The organism is Planctomycetia bacterium (assembly GCA_015075745.1).
GTDB lineage: Bacteria > Planctomycetota > Phycisphaerae > UBA1845 > UTPLA1 > UTPLA1.
This window is the reverse complement of the sequence record JABTTW010000001.1, coordinates 3,389,889-3,407,903: the sequence shown is the minus strand read 5'-3', so window position 1 is coordinate 3,407,903 and position 18,015 is coordinate 3,389,889. Positions and strand designations below refer to the sequence as shown.

Genomic DNA, 18,015 nt, shown 5'->3' with positions numbered 1-18,015 from the left:
GATCGACGCCCAATTACTCAAATCAAATCGAGAAGTCACCGCGAATGGAGAACCCGGATGCAAGCTGATAAAAACGGCAATTAACGAGAGCAGCCCAAGACCGAATTGCCATCGTCAGAAAAAAGCTAGATCGTAATGTTCTTGTTGTCGTCCTCGGTCTTCTCGGTCATCGAGTATCCGTTATCCTGTCGGTCTTTGTTCACCTTGAGCTTCTGGTGATACAGTTTCATGACGTCGCTCGCGTCGAGCCCAAGGCACTGGGCCATCGAGATCCAGAAGAAGAGCAGATCAATGACCTCAACTCTGGCGTTCTGCAGGTCAAAGAGCTCGTACCGCCTACCGTCCTTGGCCTCCTGGCACCAATGCTTCCAGTAGGTACAGTTGCGAAGTTCTTCCAGCTCATTCGCTGAGGCGGCGATGTAATTGTTAAGCCATTCGCCGGCCAAGTGAGGGTCGAAGTTTTTGCGAAGCCTCTCGGGGTCAAACCCGATCCGGCGATTGAGTTCGGCTTGATGACTGAAGAGTTCTTCCAGCATGTGGCTTTCGGCTCCCATTTTGGGCTTATTGTACGGGAATGGCAGCCGATGCACAGGCGAGCATTAGACCGGGTCATTCGGGACTCCAATCGCTCATCCACGATCCGGCCGACGGGGTTGGACCGGGCTCGGCAAGCCGCTAAGATGGCCAGCTGTTCCATCGGGGGAGTTGCCGGAATAGAATGGTCAGCAGGCCGAAAACTGAGGTTTGCCTCAGATCAGAAAAACCAACATGCCGACGGACCTAGCAATCGGCTCCGGAGTGGATATTTTGCTCGCCGCTTTGCCGCAGTCAGGTGATTACTTTAGCGCCGTCAAGATTGTGCCCTTCCTCTTGTGCGTCCTTCTCTGGGCCCACAACTCGGCTTGGGTACAGAAGGACACGGTCAAGGTAAAGGTTCCCGCAGGGCCGTGGATTTCGCTCGTATTCGGGACTGGCGCAATCTGCCTCATTCTCTGGCTGTTGGTGCCGATCTACGCCGTCGGAATCGGGCTCTTCGTCGTTCTCTACGGCGCGGCGCTCCTTGTCTATATCTTCTATCGCAATGCACGCGTCGGCCCGAACGACACCGTATTAACTGTGTCACACCTGCGGCGATTGGGTAAGGGCGGGGCCAGCGCCAATGAAGAGCTTTCCAGCCTTGATCGTGTCCGGATCAAGGCGGCCGACGGCAAAACGCCGGCCTGGCCGTCGGACCCCGAGGAAAACGCGGCATACGGCGTTTTGCAGGAGTTGCTCTTCGACGCCATCTGGCGACGGGCGACCGATGCCCGCATGGACTTTGCCCCGGAGCAGCCCGTGAAAGTGATCTATCGCGTCGATGGCATCGACCGATTACGCGACCCCATCGACGCCATCCACGGCCTGCGGATGTTTCAGCATCTCAAGAAGATCGCCGGGATGAACCTTGAAGAAATGCGAAAGCCCCAGGCAGGACGTTTCAAGTGCGCCATCGGCGCAGGCGGAAAGGGCGACAAAACCGTCGAGATCGAGGCTCGCACATCGGGCAGCACCTCGGGACAACGATTCATACTTCGGTTGCTCTACGAAGAACACAAGTTCCGCCTGCCCGACATCGGCCTCACACCCAAGCAACTGCCCATCGTGCAGAAGATCGTTAAGGAAAGTCGCGGGCTGGTGATGTGCAGTGGCCCGAAGGCGTCGGGTGTGTCGAGCACGCTCTACGCAATGCTCCGGGAACACGACGCGTTCCTTCAGAACATCCATACCCTGGAAATCAACAAGAGTCAGGACGTTGAGAATCTGACCCAGCACGTCATCGACGCAACAGGCGGCGAGGTGACTTTCGGCAAGAAGCTGAGGTCGATCCTTCGCATGGAGCCGGATGTCTGCATGGCCTCCGATCTCGCCGACGTTGAGACGGCCCAGATCGTCGCCCAGTACGCCAAGCAAGGCAAAAAGATGTACCTGGGAGTGCAGGCGCGGGACTGCTTCAGCGCCCTGCAAAAATACATCCAGGCAGTCGGCGATCCGGCGATGGCCGCCGCAGGCTTGCAGCTCGTCCTGTCCCAGCGACTTGTGCGCATTCTGTGTACGGAGTGTCGTAAAGGCTATAAGCCCGATCCGGCAATCTTGAAGAAGGCCAATTTGCCCACCGGTGAGAACCGCCCGTTCTTCCGCCCGCCGAATCCCAATGAGGTGGAGGTTGATCGTCAGGGCAATCCCCTGGCCTGTACGATCTGCCAGGGCGCTGGATACATCGGGCGAACCGGGGTGTTCGAGATGCTGGTCATTGACGATGACCTCCGCGCTCTATTGGCCAAGGGCTCGCCGCTTGCCGCTGTGAAGACCGAGGCGCGCAAGCGAGGCATGCTCTACCTTCAGGAAAACGCGCTGTATAAAGTTTATGAGGGCCAGACAAGCATCAACGAGGTCTTAAGAGTGACCAAAGAAGGCCAGTCCGCGTCGGCGCCTGCGAAGGCATCCTGACCGATCCGGCCTGATTATCAGCTTGGAAAGCGGCGAGCCGTCGTTTTCACGCCCTGGATGGAGCGGCCAATCATGTTGTTCTCAATCGTAGTCGCATTAATGGTGATCCTGATCACGGCATTCTGGGCATACCAGGGCTTCTTCAGTTCGCTGATCATGTTCTTCTCCGCCATCGTCGCGTGCATGTTGGCGTTCGGATTCTACGAGAGTCTGAATTCCGTGTGGGCCGACTCGCTGAATTCGATGGTCGGGCTACCCCTGGCCTTTATGCTCATTTTTCTCATTTCCCTGGCCACCCTTCGCTTTGCGACGGACAAGTCCATTCCCGGAAACGTTCGCCTGCCGGTCTATGTGGATCGTGCCGGGGCGGGCGTCGTCGGTTTCTTCAGCGGCCTCATCATTGTCGGCATGGCCCTGGTGGCCATCCAGATGCTGCCGATTGGACCCGCCGTTTTTGGTTTCGATCGAGTGCAGTCCGCACCCGACGGCACGATCCAGACCAAGGGCTTCTTCTTCAAGCCCGACAACTTCACTGTCGGCCTCGCCTCAATGCTTTCCAACGGCCGGTTCGGCGGCGAGACTCCGCTCGAACAAGCAAAGCCCGACATGCTGCTCGACCTTTACAGCGCGCGGGCGAATCCACAGCCCAGCGAGCGCATGTTCCTTCCTGAGGATTGCCTTTCCGTATTGGCATACTGGGAGGCCTCCCAGATCGACGAAGTGACCCAGCGGGTGGACGGCGAGTCACTCGTGCGTGAGTTCACATCAAGAGAGCCGAGCAGCCCCGGAAACAAGCTCCTCGTCTGTCGGGTCCGGATCGATGCCAGCGCGGCGAAAGAGGCGGCGGAGATTCGCTTCCGACCAGCCCAGTTTCGACTGATCGGACCGCCTCCCGCGACGGACGGATCTCGCTCGGCCGAGCCCGAAGTTCGGCTCGCCTGCGGCCTGAGCGACATCTATACCCACAAGGACCACGGCCTGAAGTCAATCGACGCTGCACAGGCAACCCGATTGGTCCGGTTCGGTCCGCAAACAGACTTTATCCTCGGTCCCAACCAGACCCCCGCCATCGGTGACAAGCAAGGCAAGGATGGGCTCGACTTTATTTCCGGCTACAAGTTCGACGTCGCATTTGAGGTTCCGGCGACCTTTGTCCCGTGGTACATCGAGTTCAAGCGCGGTCCGCGCGTTGAGCTGACCAAGAAAATGTTCAAGGATGAGCCGCCCGCCTATGCATCGATCGCGGGCGGGCGAGATGTCCCTGCGGCAGAAAAGAAGACTTCAAAGAAAAAGAAGGACGACGAGAAGTCTGACGCAACAGGGGGAGGCGGCGGCGACGTGAAAGTCGGCGATGCACCCGGTGGAGCGACGCATGTGGCCAACGCCATTGCCGCACGAACCGGCGTGTTTTCGACGATTCCGTTCCCACTCGATGGAAATGACAATGTCGTGCGCAGCGCGGTCCGAGGCGGCAAGCTTGGCGATTGTCACTTCAGTGTCGAGATTCCCGATCCGCCGCCGGCCGATTGGGATGTGAAAGAGTTTGACGTCCCCGGCGGCAAGAAGATGGTTCAGGTCGGCGCCGATAAGAACGACGCTCTCAGCCTGTTCGGCAAGGCGCTGAATTACGCGACCAACGTCGCCGCCCAGATCTATATCGCCGACGATGCAGGCAATAACTACTACGCCATCGGCGTTTATTCCGCCGCGCCGATCGGCGGCAAGATGGTGCTGGAGATTCAGTATCATCCCGAGGCTGATGTGCCCGAGCGGTGCCTGGCCAAGGCGCAAAAGGTCACGGCCAACATCATGCGTGACACGCCCGAGGACCAGCGCAAATTTGGATATCTCTTTTTGGTTGACCCCGGCGCAAAGATTGTCACATTTTCAGCAGGAGCGCGACAGGGCGCCAAACAAAAGCTCGAAATCGACGTCCCGCAATGACCGACCCGCCCTTCGTGTGCGGATGGAGCCGACACGATGCGAACCAAAGCATCTCTCAACACCGCGCAGAATTGCCTCAGACCCCGCGCAACTCAACCGCGCTTCGCCCTGCTGCCCGTCCTATTGATCTTCGCATCCGGCATCGTCGCGGCCCATGAGCCGATGGATTTGCGCGGCATTTCGCCCACTGGTGAATCGTGGTCGGCCCGGTTCATGCTTCCGTCGCCAACGCGCCCGGACCCGGAGACGCTCGTCGAGAGTTTTCAATCCGTGATTGATCGTCTGGTGCGCCGCGTCGGCAGAAGCGTCGTGGCCATCGAGATCGACCGAAGCCCTGGCAGCCTGGGCCGGGATGCCGCAGAGCCCCGCGCCTGGACCAGCACCGGCAGCGGCGTGCTGATCCGCGACGACGGGATGATCCTGACCAGTCAGCACGTCCTTGCCGACGCGCTGGCGGTGCACGTCATTCTTCACGACGGTCGCCGATGTCGCGGGCGCGTCGTCTCTTCTGACGCCCGCGCGGATCTGGCCGTGGTGCAGATCATCGCGGAGGGTCTCGAAGCCGTTGAGATGGGCGATGTGAAGGATCTTCGTCGAGGACATTTCGTCTTCGCCCTGGGCAATCCGCTGGGGCTCGCCGCCGATGGTCAGGCCGCGGTCACGATGGGTCTGGTCAGCGCGATTGGTCGGCCGCTTCCCGGCAGCACTGGTATGGACGAGGACCGCTACTACGGTGACATGATCCAGACCTCCGCGGCGATTCATCCCGGCCACTCCGGTGGTCCCCTTATCGATATTCACGGTCGCCTCGTCGGCGTGCTGACGGCCGTGAGCACGACCTTCGGTGGCGGCGAGGGGCTGGCCTTCGCGGTCCCCATCAGTGCCCGGACGCGCCTGGTGATTGCGCGATTGCTCGAAGGCCGTCCGGTGGAATATGGATACTTGGGCGTAGAAGTGAGCACGCTGTCCGCCGCTCAGAGGCGTGAGGCCGAGGTGTCGGCGGACGGCGGGGTGCTGGTCGATTCGGTGACGCCCGACGGTCCGGCGCGCCAAACCGGCCTGAAGCGCGGTGACATCCTGCTGACAGTTGACGACCAGCCGGTCGGCTCCGCCGACGAATTCATCCAGATCGTCGGTTCGCTCGAGCCGGGCGTCATGATCGACGTCGCGTATCAGCGCGCCGGAGAACAGTTTACGAGCACCCTCAGCGTCGCGAGGCGACCACCTTCGGGCATTGACGAAGGTCCTCGCTCGATCGCTTTTCGCGGGGCGGTGCTCAAGCAGATCGATGCCGGCATTCGGCAACGCTCCAACCTGCCTGAGCACGCACTACTGGTGACGATGGTCGGCGGCGATTCGGCGGCGGACCGCGCAGGCCTTTCGCCGGGCGACGTCATCGTGCGCATCGACGGCGATCTCCTCTCCGCCGATTCCAAATTGCAACTTTCCGAGCGAACCGACGATTGTCTCATCGGCCTGGCGAATGGCGGCTCACTCATCGTGCGCGGGCGCTAGTCGCCGATTGGCGGCGAGTTCAAGACGGCTATACAATTCGCCCCGATTCTTCAAGGACGCTTTCAAAGTTCGCTGTTCAATCGAGAATCATGGAGCCAGTAGGATGCCGAGTGCGAAGCTGACAATTCCCAGCGTGGATGGCCTGGCCAAGATTCTCCGCGACATCCGCGATTTTCCCAAGCCGGGAATCGTGTTCAAGGACATTACGCCGCTCCTGGCTGACCCGGCCGCACTCTCGCTGGCGGTTGAGTTTCTCACTCAGCCCTTTCGCGATAAGCACGTGGACCTCGTAGTCGGCGCCGAGAGCCGCGGCTTCATCTTCGGCACGGCGGTCGCGAGAAACCTGTCGGCCGGCTTCGTCCCGATTCGAAAGCCCGGCAAGCTGCCCTACAAGACCAAGCGCGTCGAATACGCCCTGGAATACGGCACCGATGCAATGGAAATCCACGAGGACGCCATCAGCCCCGGCGACTCGGTGCTCATGATTGACGATTTGCTTGCGACCGGCGGAACAATGGCCGCCTGCTGCGAGCTGGTGAAATCGCTCGGCGGCAACATTGTTGGCGTGGCGTTCCTGATCGAGCTCACATTTCTAAACGGCCGCGAGAAATTCGGCGGCATGCCGATTCACAGCGTGATCCGTATCGGCGACGGTAAGGGCGAGATCACGACCGATTTCTAAAATCATCGTGCCTGCCCCCGTGGTGCGTCACTCCAACTCGCGTATCACGATTGCGCGGCTACCGAAATAGCGACAAGTAGCGCCTTGGCCTTGTTCATCGTCTCCTCGAACTCTTCGGTCGGATGACTGTCAGCGACAATGCCCGCCCCGGCCTGGAGATCGTAAGTCCATCCATGTCCCTCGCCCGGCGTGACCACCATCGTCCGTAGCGCAATACACGTGTCCATGTTGCCGGAGAAGTCGAGGTAGCCCACCGAGCCGCCGTACGGCCCCCGCCGAACCGGCTCCAATTCCTCGATGATCTGCATCGCCCGAACCTTGGGCGCGCCGCTGACCGTCCCCACGGGAAATGCTGCCTTCAGGGCATCAACAGCGGTCTTACCCTCGGCCAGTTGCCCCGTAACGTTGCTGCTGATATGCATGACGTGGCTGTATCGTTCGACCGTCATCACGTCGGAAAGCTCAACCGTTCCCGGCGCCGCGACGCGACCCACATCATTGCGACCGAGATCAACCAGCATGATATGCTCGGCCCGGTCCTTCGGATCGGCGAGGAGTTCCTTCTCCAGAGCCGAATCCTCCGCCGCGGTCGCACCGCGCCGGCGCGTGCCTGCCAGCGGGCGGTTCGTCACTACCCCATCCTCCACGCGGCACAAGATCTCCGGGCTCGCGCCGACAAGGATGCACCGAGGGCTCTTCAGGTAGAACATGAACGGCGAAGGGTTCACCACGCGAAGTGCCCGATAGACGTCGAACGGGTCAGCCGCCGATAGCACCCGCAGCCGCTGGCTGAGGACTACCTGAAATATGTCACCGGCGAGGATGTACTCCTTTGCCGCGTTCACGGCCGATTCAAACGCCGCTTGCTTGAACGTACTATCAAATGGAATGAGCGGCCGGGCATCCAGATCAAAATCGCTCGCCAGATTCGGCGCTGGTCCGGCAAGCACCGAGCTCATCTTCTCGATGCATGCGCACGCATCAGCATAGGCCGCGTCAACATTGCCGTCGTCCAGCCTCGCGTGGGCGACCACAAGCATGGTCTTATTCACGTGATCGAAGATGACCATCTCGTCGTAAATGCCGAAGAGCAGGTCATCCAGATTGCGATCGCCAGCAGCCCCCCTGCCCCCTTTCAAGTCTTCGTAGTAACGAATCGTGTCGTACCCCGCATATCCCACCGCCCCACCGGTGAAGCGCGGCATGGCCAATGTGCCGGGAAAGGCGTCGGCAGGATACCGCGACTGCCACTGCTGCGTCAGTTGCTCCAACTGGGCAAGCGGGTCCGTCACCTTGTTTAACAATTCCATCGTGCCGTCAGCCCGCTCGATCGAAGCCGTCGGCCCCTTGGCGCGAAAGACCGCGCCAGGCCTGGCGCCCACGAAGCTGTATCTGGCGATCTGCTCCCCACCGACCACGCTCTCCAGCAGAAAGGCGTGATCGGTCCCGGCCGATAATCGGGCAAACGCACCGACCGGCGTCATCTGATCGGCAAGGAGCCGCCGCACAACGGGAATGGTCCGCGCGGAACCGGCGAGCCCTCTCATGGCCTCAATAGTCGGGTGATACGTTGCCAATGCCGATGATTCCTCTGAACACCTTGCGAGTGAAACGTTGATGCGGCGTCGTGTCGCAATCCGCCAAGCATACTTAGAATACCCGTCGCGTGACGGACACTCCAATATCAAGGCTCCCTGAATCATCGGCTCGTCGCCGTCTCGGCATGATCGCCGCCGTTGTGCTGGCGACGGCCGGAGCCGCGGCGCTGGCGATGCCGTTTCTTCCCCTCGGCTCGACCTGGTCATGGGTTATCAATTCGAAATCGGACCTGGACGGCGCAGGCGTCAATGCCAATCTGCTCTCGGTCGACGCCCGTGGAGCTTTACTCACGCAGCAGCCCGGTCGGGCCATCAGCCTCATCACTGCGCCATTATCCTTGCCAAGCGACGCGGAGCGCACCCTCGTCGTAGAAGTCGCTTGTCCGAAGTTAGCCCTCGACATGCGCAGTTCAAACTCGGTGCTGCTACTCTGGCAGACCGAGGCGAAGGAGTCATATAGCTACAAGGAGTCGTATTTCGCGCTTACCGGCGCGCCGACCCGGCTCGTGTTTAATCTGCCGGAGGAGCCGCAGAAGATCCATCGCCTCGGCGTGCAGTTTCCCGATGTGGACGGCCCGGTTCTTATCCGCTCGTTTGAGATCCCTTCGCTGTCGATCACCGATCGCCTCGCGGTATTCGCTCGACAAGCCGGCGAGCGTGAACCCCTGCGCGGCCACTCGATCAACTTTCTCCGCGGACCATCAATGCTCGGACATGGGGTGAACTACTACCTCGTAGCGTTGGCGGCGATGGCCGTCGGAACCTACGTGGCGATTCGACTGGGGCGCTGGAGGCGAGTCGATCCGCGCGTCCTCGTCGGCATCGCGTTGGCCACCTGGATCATCGCCGACGGCCAGGCAACGGCGAATCTCGATCGCAACATCGTGCTTGGCGTCAAAGACTTCGCCGGAAAACCACGCGAGCAGCAAATCGCACTGAGCGAGGGCGACGATATCGCATGGGCCTATCAGGCCATCGTCGAAGCATGCCCCGAGGGCGCGACCTATGCCGTGCTCAGCGACGACCCCTTCACACCGGGGCATCGATTGGCGTACTTGCTCGCCCCCCTTCGAACTCGAATCGAGGATTACGCGTCAGCCGACTTCGCATTGGTGATCGGCGCTTCGGGCGCGAGCTACGACGAAAATCAGGGAACTCTGCAATATGCCGGTGGCCCTGAGACCCCAGCCGTCCTGAGCGCGAAGAACTCGGACCAACTCTATCTGCTCCGCAGGGAGGCGCGATGATCGCCTGGGCCACCCTCGCCGTCGTCGTTCCGTGGATCACCGGTGGGGCCATCCTTTCGGCACTACCGGGTCGTCGATTCGGCCACATGCACTTGATCGGCGCCGGCTATCTGCTGGGCCAAACCATCGCCATGGCCGCCCTTTACGCCGTTCTGCGGATCGGTGGCGGCAGTGCCCATCCCAGATGGATACTCGCTGTTTTGGCTGTCGCTGCGGTCGCGGCCGTCTGGAAGGCGCGTCGGCATGTGAAACCGCCGGACCCGGTGGACTTGCTCGCGAAAATAACTCGAGGACGTTCGCTGCTCATCGCTGCAATTCTCCTGCTGATCTTCGGCAAGCTTGTTCCTGTCATCGCGTCGAGCCTATTCGTACCCGTGCGCGGCGACGATGCGATTTCGATCTGGCTGCTTCGAGCGAAGGTCGTCACCATCCTCGATCAAATGCCGACCGACCCGGCCCATCCTTACTATCTCGGCGGCGCGGCCCCGGCGTATCCGATGTTCCTTTCGCTGACAGCAGCGTGGATCCCGATGGTGGCTGGGCAATGGCACGAGACACTTGCCGTTCTTCCCTGGCCGCTGACCTACTTGAGTCTGATCCTGCTCGTCGCCGGGGGACTTCGTCGCATCATCGGAAACCTCCCCGCGTGGATCGCCGCGTATCTCGTCGCGTCCCTGCCGCTTCTTCTCCTTCATGCCTGTCGACCCGGTTACGCCGATATGCCATTAGCGGCCTTTCTTGCCGCGACCGTCTTGCATTTGATCAAATGGCGTGAATCCCGGCGACTGCAAGACTTCGCGATCGCCCTCACATTCGCGCTCACCGCCGCGTGTCTCAAGCGCGAGGGACCGCCGCTCGCGCTCATCGCCGTCGCCGGATTCATGATGACCAGTCTCACGGCATTTCGAGCCCTGTCGAGAAATCAAAGAGCGACGGCAGTCACCATGCTGCTGGGAGGCGCGATCATCTGTATCGCTCTGCTCGATTTCTCGGAGCAGTCAGACGCCCTTGCCCAATTTGCCTGGCAACCCGGCGTGGCGGAAGCACTGGTTCGACACGCCTTTGAATGGTCGTCGCTGGGGTTGTTCTTCCCCCTATTGTTAATCGGGCTCGGCTTGCTCGTCGTACGCCGAAGCGCCGCCCACCGCATCACCACGCTGACACTCGTACTTGGGTTCCTCGCATTCGACGCCATGGTCTTCCTGCTGACGCCTCAGGGGCGATTCGCGCTGAACGACCAGACGCCGTCGCGGTTGTTTCTTCAGGTCGCTCCGGCGATGATTCTTCTCATGGCAAGCAGTCTTGCCCGGCCGAAGGAACCCGCATGAGAGAATTGTACGAAATCATGCTCTTATCCGAATTCTCGGCGGCCCACCGGCTGCGCTTGTTGAGCGGCGACTGGGAGCCGCTTCACGGACACAACTGGAAGGTCGAGGTCCACCTCGCGGGCCCCCGGCTCGACGCTATCGGACTCCTCGCGGATTTCACCCAACTCCAGCCGAACCTGAACCGGATCACGGCGGAGCTGCACGACACATATCTCAATGAAATACCGGCTTTTGCGCAGCAGAATCCGTCCACGGAGAACGTGGCCCGCCACATCCACGACCGGTTCGCGCCGCAATTGCCGGGTTCCGTTCGCATCCGAATGGTCCGCGTATGGGAGACCTCCACCTGTGCGGCGGCGTACCTGCCCGACGGCGGCTGAGTCCGGGATGTCTTGATTCTGATGCCGAGTCCTTCGATTGACGATAAAATGATAGCGGAGTTGGATTTTTCGGACGTCTTGTGGCGTCGATTAAGCCCCAGCCAGACAGGCGCCTGCTGACCATGAACCTCGAATGCCAATCCTGCAAGAAGCACCCAGCCACGGTACACATTACCGACGTTCTGGATGGTGAGAAGCAAGAGCGCCATCTTTGCGAGAAATGCGCCGGCGAAGAAGGCATCGCACCCAAGATGCCCGTCCAAATGCCGGTCGGTGAAATCCTCAGCAGCCTCGTCGTTCAAAAGGCTGCCGTTCAGCAGCTTGCCGAGTTGAACTGTCCCAAGTGCAAGATGACCTTCGTCGAATTCCGCAACGGCGGCCTGCTCGGCTGCGGCTGTGACTACGACGCCTTTGAGAAAGCGCTCCTCCCTCTGATCGAGCGCGCCCATGACGGCGCCAGTCACCACATCGGCAAGGTGCCGCGCAGGCTGGCCACGCCCCGGGCCTGTGAGACCGACCTGATTCGACTCCGTAAGGAACTGAATCGCGCCGTCAACGAGGAGCAGTTTGAACGGGCCGCCCGCCTGCGCGACGAGATTCGCGTCATGGAGGAGTCATGATCATCGACACACTGGCAGGTCATCCCGGCGAGTGGCTCCGCGGCAGCGGGCCGATGTCGGACGTCGTGATCAGCTCTCGAATTCGGCTGGCGCGGAACATCGCCGGATATCCCTTTCTGGGAAAAGCCGGAGACGAGCAAAAGCGCGAGATTTCCTCGCTGATTCGTCGTCACGTGGACGCGGTGGCGACCGGCGGCGAGTGGGATTACATCGAGATCGCCAAGACCGACGAGATCGATCAGCAGATGCTCGTGGAGCGGCACCTCATCAGCCGCCAACATGCCGACCCGCGCGGCAGCCGTGGCGTCGCACTGAGCAAAAATGAATCCATCTCCGTTATGGTCAACGAGGAGGATCACCTGCGAATTCAGGTGCTCCGCAGCGGCCTGCAGCTCGACGAAATCTGGACTGAGATCAACCGCATCGACGACCGGCTCGAGGAAAAGCTCGACTACGTATTCCACCCGAGATACGGATACCTGACCGCCTGCCCCACGAACGTCGGCACGGGCATTCGCGTGTCGGTCATGTTGCACCTGCCGGCGCTCAAGCTCACCGGCGAAATCGAGCGTGTCTTCCGCGCCGCCAAGGACATGCGCCTGGCCGTCCGCGGCCTCTTCGGCGAGGGAACCGAGGCGACCGGCGACTTCTTCCAGATCAGCAATCAGGTCACCCTCGGCCGCACCGAGGACGAGATCATCAACGACTTCAAGCACATGGTCATTCCCAAGATCATCGACTACGAGCATCGAGCGCGCAAGACGCTCGTGGAGGAAAGGGCCCTGGCCCTCGATGATCGCGTCTGGCGATCCTACGGCGCGCTCAAAAACGCGCGGACGATCAGCAGCGAAGAAACCATGCTGCACCTGTCGCACCTGCGCGTCGGGATTCACCTGGGACGGATCAAGCTGGTCGATATCAAAACGATCAACGAGCTGTTCCTCATGACCCAGCCGGGGCATCTCCAAAAGCTGCACGGAACCAAGCTCTCCGGCGAGCAGCGCAGCGCCGCCCGCGCCGATCTGATCCGCAAACGGCTGGGTTCGTAGGCTTGTCCCGCAAAAACCCGCCGTTCCAATCACACCACTCAATCTATTGAGCTTTGGAAGTCCTTCGAGTCGTCGTCTCCCAACAGGGCAGGCCGCCGAAGACACAGCCTTCAAGGAACCAAACTGATCGGAAAGCCGCTTCGACGAGCGACTCTTGCCTTGGCGCGGCGATCAAGAAAGCTTTGAATCACCCAGCAGACGCAAAAGGCGGCTACGGAATAGACATACCAATTGGCTAACATGCCAGAGTAGATGATTCTCTTTCGCCCATGTATCCCTACAAAGTGCTCGGTGAATCGCGGACACCCGGGTCGTGTACAATCATGTTCATCAAGGCCGGCCGCCACACCGTGGTCATTGGAAAGAAACGGCCAACCACTGGGATACCAGGGCCCATTACGAAACCACAGATCGAATCGCTTTGCTTCTTTGCATTTGTAAGGCATCACGACATCGATGACGTGATGACAAAGCCGCTCGAGGTTTGGCATTTTCTCCTCGGGCGTCGGAGGATCGATGGCGCCTTCTGGCTGACCGACCCACGAATTCAGATAGATCGTAAAAACTCCCTCTTCAAGATCCCAATTGGCACTGGGGCGAATGACATAGAAATGAACAAGGAGAGTCGCCGCCGCTCCGAATAGTGCGGAGATGGACAGCACAACATAGTAGCGTCTGGATTGACTCAAACGGCACCTGTTAAATTCTATCCTGCTACTATGCGAGAAGCATTCTGATCGCCCTGAGAAAATGTATCATTGAAAATGGATTTTGGCGGGAATGACGCGCGAATGACTCTGACCGTTGTCCGAGGAAGACCTTATGGCAGATTGCGCGTTGATGCAGCGTTGTATATCAGGAAATGTCCCTTGCGATTCACGTCCGGCAGAGGCGCCGGACGCTACGCAGATGCGCAAGCCGCTTTAGCCCGGATACGGCGCGGCCACAGCTCCGGGGTTGCCTTTGTCGATATTAACGAGGCGATAACTAACGTAGAATTGAATTCCGAGTACCGAGGTATAGGAAGGCCTTGGACACAACCAGGATCGAAAGGCACATGAAGGAGTAGGCAGGAAGGAAACAGACGTAATACGACCTAATGAATGTCCTCTGGACTGGCCTTTATCTGCTCAAGTCGCTCGCGAAGGTCGGATGGCAACGCGTTTTGAATGTCAGGCGAAATCAAATTAGCCGCCATCAGGTCTCGAATATGCGCGCGATCAATGTCTCGAAAGGACTGCAGCTTCGTCGCCAAAAGGCCTTCGAGATCAATAACTCGATATCCCGACTTCAAGCGAACTGCTCGATCCGGATCAGGTGCTGGGTGCGCATAGTGGGCTCGAATTTTCTCATTGCCCATCACGAGATAAACGCCACGGCTGGGTTTGGGATCCTCTTTGTCAACAAATACGGTAACCTGAAGTACCTCGGCTTGAACGAGATTGGTACCGGCCAATGCTCGCGATACGTTCGGCAGGTCTGATCGTCGAATCAGCACGTCGACGTCTTTTGTGAATCGGACCATGTCCTCGTCCACCGACGAGACCCACTCCGCAACAGCATTTCCTCCCACGACGGCATAGAGCACACCGGCTGCATCGAGTGCTCGTGTCGTGTCGCGAAGAAGCTTCTCAACTCGTTCGATGGCCACAAATGGAGCCCAGGATGTTCGACATGTTGATAACACAATTCAATTCTAGGGCACCAAAGCACCGGATACAATACATGACAGACGTCCGGCTCAGAGCATCGTTTGCACCCGCCCCAAGACCTTCTCGGGCTCTATTTTCTCTACCTCCACCCCCGACCGCTCCTTCACTTCCACCACGCCTTCCGCAAGCGCCTTGCGCCCAATCGTGATGCGAATCGGAATACCGATCAAATCGGCATCCTTAAACTTGAACCCCGCCCGTTCGTCGCGGTCATCGAAGAGCACATCGATCCCCGCGGCCGTCAGTTCCTCGTAGATCTTCTCCGCCGTATCGACAACATCCTTCTCCCGCGGGTCCAGCGAGATGATCTGCACCGTGAACGGCGCGATCGACTTCGGCCAGATGATGCCCACGTCGTCGTGGTGGGCCTCGATCGCCGCGGCCATGATGCGGTTGAGCCCGATGCCGTAGCAGCCCATGATGAGCGGCTTGGGCTTGCCGTCGTTATCCAGGAATGTCGCCTTCATGGCATCGCTGTACTTGGTGCCCAGCTTGAACACGTGGCCGACTTCGATGGCCTTCTTGAGGCTGATCGGCGAACCGCTGCCGGTCGGTGATAGGTCGCCTTCAACGACCGACCGCACATCGGCAGTCGTCACGTTCTCTCCGGTCAACGGAAAATCCCGGCCGGGGTTCACGTTGACCGCGTGGTAGTCGGTCTTGTTCGCGCCGGAAGCGCCGTTGCGCATCACCGCCACCGCCTGATCAACAATGAGCCGATAGGCCACGCCGGATTTGTCCAGCGTGTGCGGTCCGGCAAAACCGACCTCGGCATTCGTCAGCTTGCGAATCGTATCCGGCGCGGCCAATTCGAGCGTCATATCTGGAAATAATCGGCGAAGCTTATTCTCATTTACCTCGTGGTCGCCGCGAACACAGACAACAACGGCGCTAACGTACCATCCCGGAGTCTGCTTTCCTTGCGCATCGGAATGGGAAACGCCGGATTCCCGAACTAACCGCTTGGCTTCCGCTCCTTCTTGGCTGAGTTTCGATTTGGATATCTCATGCACTTCATACACCAGCGTCTTGATCATCTGCGACGGCTTCGTCTTCAGAAACGCCGTCACCTCCTCGATCGTCCGCTGGTTCGGCGTATGCACCTCTTCGATCGGCTTCATCGCCGACTCGTCCTGCGGCAGCGGCGCACACACCGCTCGCTCCGTGTTCGCGGCGTAGTCACCGTTCTCCGAAAGCGCAACGAAGTCCTCGCCCGCGTCGGTCAGCACCATGAATTCGTGCGACGCGTCACCGCCGATGGGCCCGCTTTCCGCCTCGACGGCGATGTACGGCAAGCCGCAGCGGGTGAAGATGCGACAATAAGCGTCGTACATCTTCTTGTAGCCCTCGTCGAGGCTCTCCTTGTCGCGGTGGAAGCTGTAGGCGTCCTTCATCAGAAACTCGCGCGTCCGCAGCACGCCGCTCTTGGGCCGCGCCTCGCCACGGAACTTCACCTGAATCTGATACAAATTGACCGGCAGGTTCTTGTAGCTGTTCAGATAGGCCCCGGCGATCTCCGTCACCGGCTCCTCATGCGTCGGACCGAGCACCGTCTGGGCGCGCCAGTCCGACTCGTCGCCCTCCTTCACCGGCCGCAGCCGAAGCAGCACATCGCCCATCGCCGCCACGCGCCCCGTCTGCTGCCACAATTCGATCGGGTGCATCACCGGCATGTGCAATTCGATCGCACCGGCCCGGTTCATCTCGTCGCGGACGATTTCCTCGACCTTGCGCAAAGCTCGATAGCCCAGCGGCAAGTAAGAATAGATTCCGGCGGCGAGTTGGCGAATCAGCCCGGCGCGAAGCATCAACTGATGCGAAGCGACGACGGCATCCTTGGGGACTTCCTTGGTGGTGGGGATCAGATAACGAGACCAGCGCATGCACGGCACCTCAGGGTGAAAATCTATAGGTCGTCAGAATCGGCCATTAGTGCATGAACGCCGCAATTTCGCAAGGCGGCGACGGCATGTCAGGACCAAGACGGCGCCGACCGCATTACCCGCCGACTGGAATCGTCAGGACCGGGCCCGGGCCGGCTTCGACGCCCGCCTGCAGCGAACCCAATTGAGAGAGCAACGTGAATGTCGATTTTGAGGCCAGGTCATCGTCTGCGATATAGAACCAGTAGCCGCGATACTGAACCGCCACTGCGGCGTTCCTGGGCTGCAGCCGCTGGGACTGGATTCGCAAAAGATCACCGCTCACGGCGTTCCAGTCGAAAGGCTGGCCATCCTCCGTGCGGGTCTGTGTGACGAGGCCGCCGCGCTCGTGGGCTTTTGGGATGTCGACATTCTGTGAGACATAAAACATGGTGCCCAATAGCGCGCGGGAAGCAATGAAGACGCGCTGAAACCCGGGCGGATTCGGCTCGCGATTCACAACCTCGGTCCCGATGAAGACCACCTCGAATCGATTCTTCCCCGGTGCGAGATTCAGGATGTCTATTAACTCACGTACTTCCGGGCTATCCGCCGCCAGTTCCGCGATCTGCAGTTCAATGCGGCTCTTCGGGCCGCGCAGGACGAAACCGGTGCCATCCTCGGATTTGCGCAGGGTGAAGCCCTCTTTGGCAGCGAGAACAAGATCCTCTCCCTGAATCGCGGCCGGCGGGATCGCATCCGAAAAATCGGAATCCTCGGACACATATCCGAACGCAATCTGGCGACGATCCTGCAGCGTCTGAATGAGCTGGCACACGCGGCGAAATTCACGATACGCAGGCGCATTCCTGGGCGTCGGGCCGCTGGCCGACGTCGCGTTGTCGACGCCGTTGATACTCTGAACGCACAACCGCAGGACGCGATCCGCTCGCCAACCCGATCGTTGCAGCAGCAGCAGCGTGTCCAGGCCGACGGGGGTCATCAGCTGTCGGACGAATTTCTGCCCCTGCACCGGGGAAAAGATTACGGTCGGCCGATCGGCGAATGAGAAGCCGCCGCCGATTTCAAGTGAGTCCGGGTTGATCGGATAGGGACCGACGTTCTCGTTCAGTGTTCCGAGCGCGTCGGTACTCTGCCGGAACTCAAATTGCGCCGAGACGCTGCCGACGTCGAGCACAAATGGAACGTCGCGGTATCTCAGTCGAACGAGGTTAAGCAGAATCTGTTCGTTGCTCGTCTTGCTGATCACCTCGTTGTAGCGCCAGCGGCTTTCGGAAAGCGCCGTCGGCCCCAGGACGCATCCGGCAAGAAGCGATGCCGGGAGAACCATCCAATAGCACGGCAAACTATTCAATCGAATTCGCAATGGGCTGCTCCGGAATTGGTAGTAAAACAGTGTGTTGGTGCGCGACCGTCTGCCTCCGCAATGAGGCCGCCCTGATCCGAGCCGCCGTCGCTGCGCCAAATGTACTGATGAGAATCAACGGGTCGTCGGAATCACCCTATTGTGCAGAAATTTGCCGATTTCGCAAGGTGGAAACCGCTTGGCGGGATTCATGAACTTACCAAG

At 59.9% G+C, this 18,015-nt stretch carries 15 protein-coding genes; 9 read left to right on the top strand and 6 right to left on the bottom strand.

The features are described from left to right. Window positions 1-125: 125 nt before the first annotated feature. On the bottom strand, window positions 126-554 hold the full coding sequence (locus HS101_13555) for a dUTP diphosphatase (GenBank protein MBE7507291.1): 429 nt from the start codon (window positions 552-554) through the stop codon (window positions 126-128). A gap of 214 nt (window positions 555-768) precedes the next feature. On the opposite strand from HS101_13555, the gene tadA reads away from it, so the two are divergent. From tadA to HS101_13535, 4 genes are all read left to right on the top strand, one after another. Beyond that, the gene (gene tadA, locus HS101_13550) at window positions 769-2,487 is read left to right on the top strand and encodes a Flp pilus assembly complex ATPase component TadA (GenBank protein MBE7507290.1); all 1,719 of its coding nucleotides are present in this window, start codon (window positions 769-771) and stop codon (window positions 2,485-2,487) included. Between the two features lie 72 nt (window positions 2,488-2,559). After that, window positions 2,560-4,431, top strand: coding sequence for a CvpA family protein (locus HS101_13545; GenBank protein MBE7507289.1), 1,872 nt, complete (start codon window positions 2,560-2,562; stop codon window positions 4,429-4,431). 36 nt (window positions 4,432-4,467) lie between these two features. Further along, complete coding sequence (locus tag HS101_13540) at window positions 4,468-5,946, top strand: trypsin-like peptidase domain-containing protein (protein MBE7507288.1); 1,479 nt, start codon at window positions 4,468-4,470, stop codon at window positions 5,944-5,946. A gap of 103 nt (window positions 5,947-6,049) precedes the next feature. After that, complete coding sequence (locus tag HS101_13535; protein ID MBE7507287.1) at window positions 6,050-6,628, top strand: adenine phosphoribosyltransferase; 579 nt, start codon at window positions 6,050-6,052, stop codon at window positions 6,626-6,628. A gap of 44 nt (window positions 6,629-6,672) precedes the next feature. Here the strand turns inward: HS101_13535 and trpE are convergent, their stop codons facing one another. Next, window positions 6,673-8,175: an anthranilate synthase component I gene (trpE, locus tag HS101_13530; GenBank protein ID MBE7507286.1), complete on the bottom strand. Its 1,503-nt coding sequence runs from the start codon at window positions 8,173-8,175 to the stop codon at window positions 6,673-6,675. Window positions 8,176-8,294: 119 nt separating this feature from the next. On the opposite strand from trpE, the gene HS101_13525 reads away from it, so the two are divergent. The 5 genes from HS101_13525 (at window position 8,295) to HS101_13505 (ending at window position 12,850) form a co-directional block, all read left to right on the top strand. After that, window positions 8,295-9,473, top strand: coding sequence for a hypothetical protein (locus HS101_13525; protein MBE7507285.1), 1,179 nt, complete (start codon window positions 8,295-8,297; stop codon window positions 9,471-9,473). After that, window positions 9,470-10,801, top strand: a complete 1,332-nt coding sequence (locus tag HS101_13520) for a hypothetical protein (GenBank protein ID MBE7507284.1) — start codon at window positions 9,470-9,472, stop codon at window positions 10,799-10,801. Before HS101_13525 ends, HS101_13520 begins: the two co-directional genes overlap by 4 nt. Further along, complete coding sequence (locus tag HS101_13515) at window positions 10,798-11,181, top strand: 6-carboxytetrahydropterin synthase (protein ID MBE7507283.1); 384 nt, start codon at window positions 10,798-10,800, stop codon at window positions 11,179-11,181. Before HS101_13520 ends, HS101_13515 begins: the two co-directional genes overlap by 4 nt. A gap of 122 nt (window positions 11,182-11,303) precedes the next feature. After that, window positions 11,304-11,801 carry a UvrB/UvrC motif-containing protein gene (locus tag HS101_13510; protein MBE7507282.1) on the top strand — a complete coding sequence of 166 codons (498 nt, stop codon included), beginning with the start codon at window positions 11,304-11,306 and terminating at the stop codon, window positions 11,799-11,801. Beyond that, complete coding sequence (locus tag HS101_13505) at window positions 11,798-12,850, top strand: protein arginine kinase (GenBank protein MBE7507281.1); 1,053 nt, start codon at window positions 11,798-11,800, stop codon at window positions 12,848-12,850. Before HS101_13510 ends, HS101_13505 begins: the two co-directional genes overlap by 4 nt. A gap of 110 nt (window positions 12,851-12,960) precedes the next feature. On the opposite strand, the gene HS101_13500 is transcribed toward HS101_13505, so the two are convergent. The 4 genes from HS101_13500 to HS101_13485 all read right to left on the bottom strand — a co-directional run bounded on the left by HS101_13500 (window position 12,961) and on the right by HS101_13485 (window position 17,811). Then, window positions 12,961-13,539 (bottom strand): hypothetical protein, encoded by a 579-nt coding sequence (locus HS101_13500; protein MBE7507280.1) that lies wholly within the window; start codon window positions 13,537-13,539, stop codon window positions 12,961-12,963. Window positions 13,540-13,946: 407 nt separating this feature from the next. After that, window positions 13,947-14,438, bottom strand: coding sequence for a hypothetical protein (locus HS101_13495; GenBank protein ID MBE7507279.1), 492 nt, complete (start codon window positions 14,436-14,438; stop codon window positions 13,947-13,949). Between the two features lie 153 nt (window positions 14,439-14,591). Next, window positions 14,592-16,445 (bottom strand): proline--tRNA ligase, encoded by a 1,854-nt coding sequence (locus tag HS101_13490; protein MBE7507278.1) that lies wholly within the window; start codon window positions 16,443-16,445, stop codon window positions 14,592-14,594. 115 nt (window positions 16,446-16,560) lie between these two features. Continuing rightward, the gene (locus HS101_13485; protein ID MBE7507277.1) at window positions 16,561-17,811 is read right to left on the bottom strand and encodes a hypothetical protein; all 1,251 of its coding nucleotides are present in this window, start codon (window positions 17,809-17,811) and stop codon (window positions 16,561-16,563) included. Between the last annotated feature and the right edge of the window lie 204 nt (window positions 17,812-18,015).

Bases quoted from the DNA above. Each gene is read 5' to 3' on its own strand.
- HS101_13535 (MBE7507287.1), top strand. From the start codon at position 6,050: ATGCCGAGTGCGAAGCTGACAATTCCCAGCGTGGATGGCCTGGCCAAG.
- HS101_13520 (MBE7507284.1), top strand. From the start codon at position 9,470: ATGATCGCCTGGGCCACCCTCGCCGTCGTCGTTCCGTGGATCACCGGT.
- trpE (MBE7507286.1), bottom strand. From the start codon at position 8,175: ATGAGAGGGCTCGCCGGTTCCGCGCGGACCATTCCCGTTGTGCGGCGG.
- tadA (MBE7507290.1), top strand. From the start codon at position 769: ATGCCGACGGACCTAGCAATCGGCTCCGGAGTGGATATTTTGCTCGCC.
- HS101_13545 (MBE7507289.1), top strand. From the start codon at position 2,560: ATGTTGTTCTCAATCGTAGTCGCATTAATGGTGATCCTGATCACGGCA.
- HS101_13510 (MBE7507282.1), top strand. From the start codon at position 11,304: ATGAACCTCGAATGCCAATCCTGCAAGAAGCACCCAGCCACGGTACAC.
- HS101_13540 (MBE7507288.1), top strand. From the start codon at position 4,468: ATGCGAACCAAAGCATCTCTCAACACCGCGCAGAATTGCCTCAGACCC.
- HS101_13515 (MBE7507283.1), top strand. From the start codon at position 10,798: ATGAGAGAATTGTACGAAATCATGCTCTTATCCGAATTCTCGGCGGCC.
- HS101_13555 (MBE7507291.1), bottom strand. From the start codon at position 554: ATGGGAGCCGAAAGCCACATGCTGGAAGAACTCTTCAGTCATCAAGCC.
- HS101_13490 (MBE7507278.1), bottom strand. From the start codon at position 16,445: ATGCGCTGGTCTCGTTATCTGATCCCCACCACCAAGGAAGTCCCCAAG.
- HS101_13505 (MBE7507281.1), top strand. From the start codon at position 11,798: ATGATCATCGACACACTGGCAGGTCATCCCGGCGAGTGGCTCCGCGGC.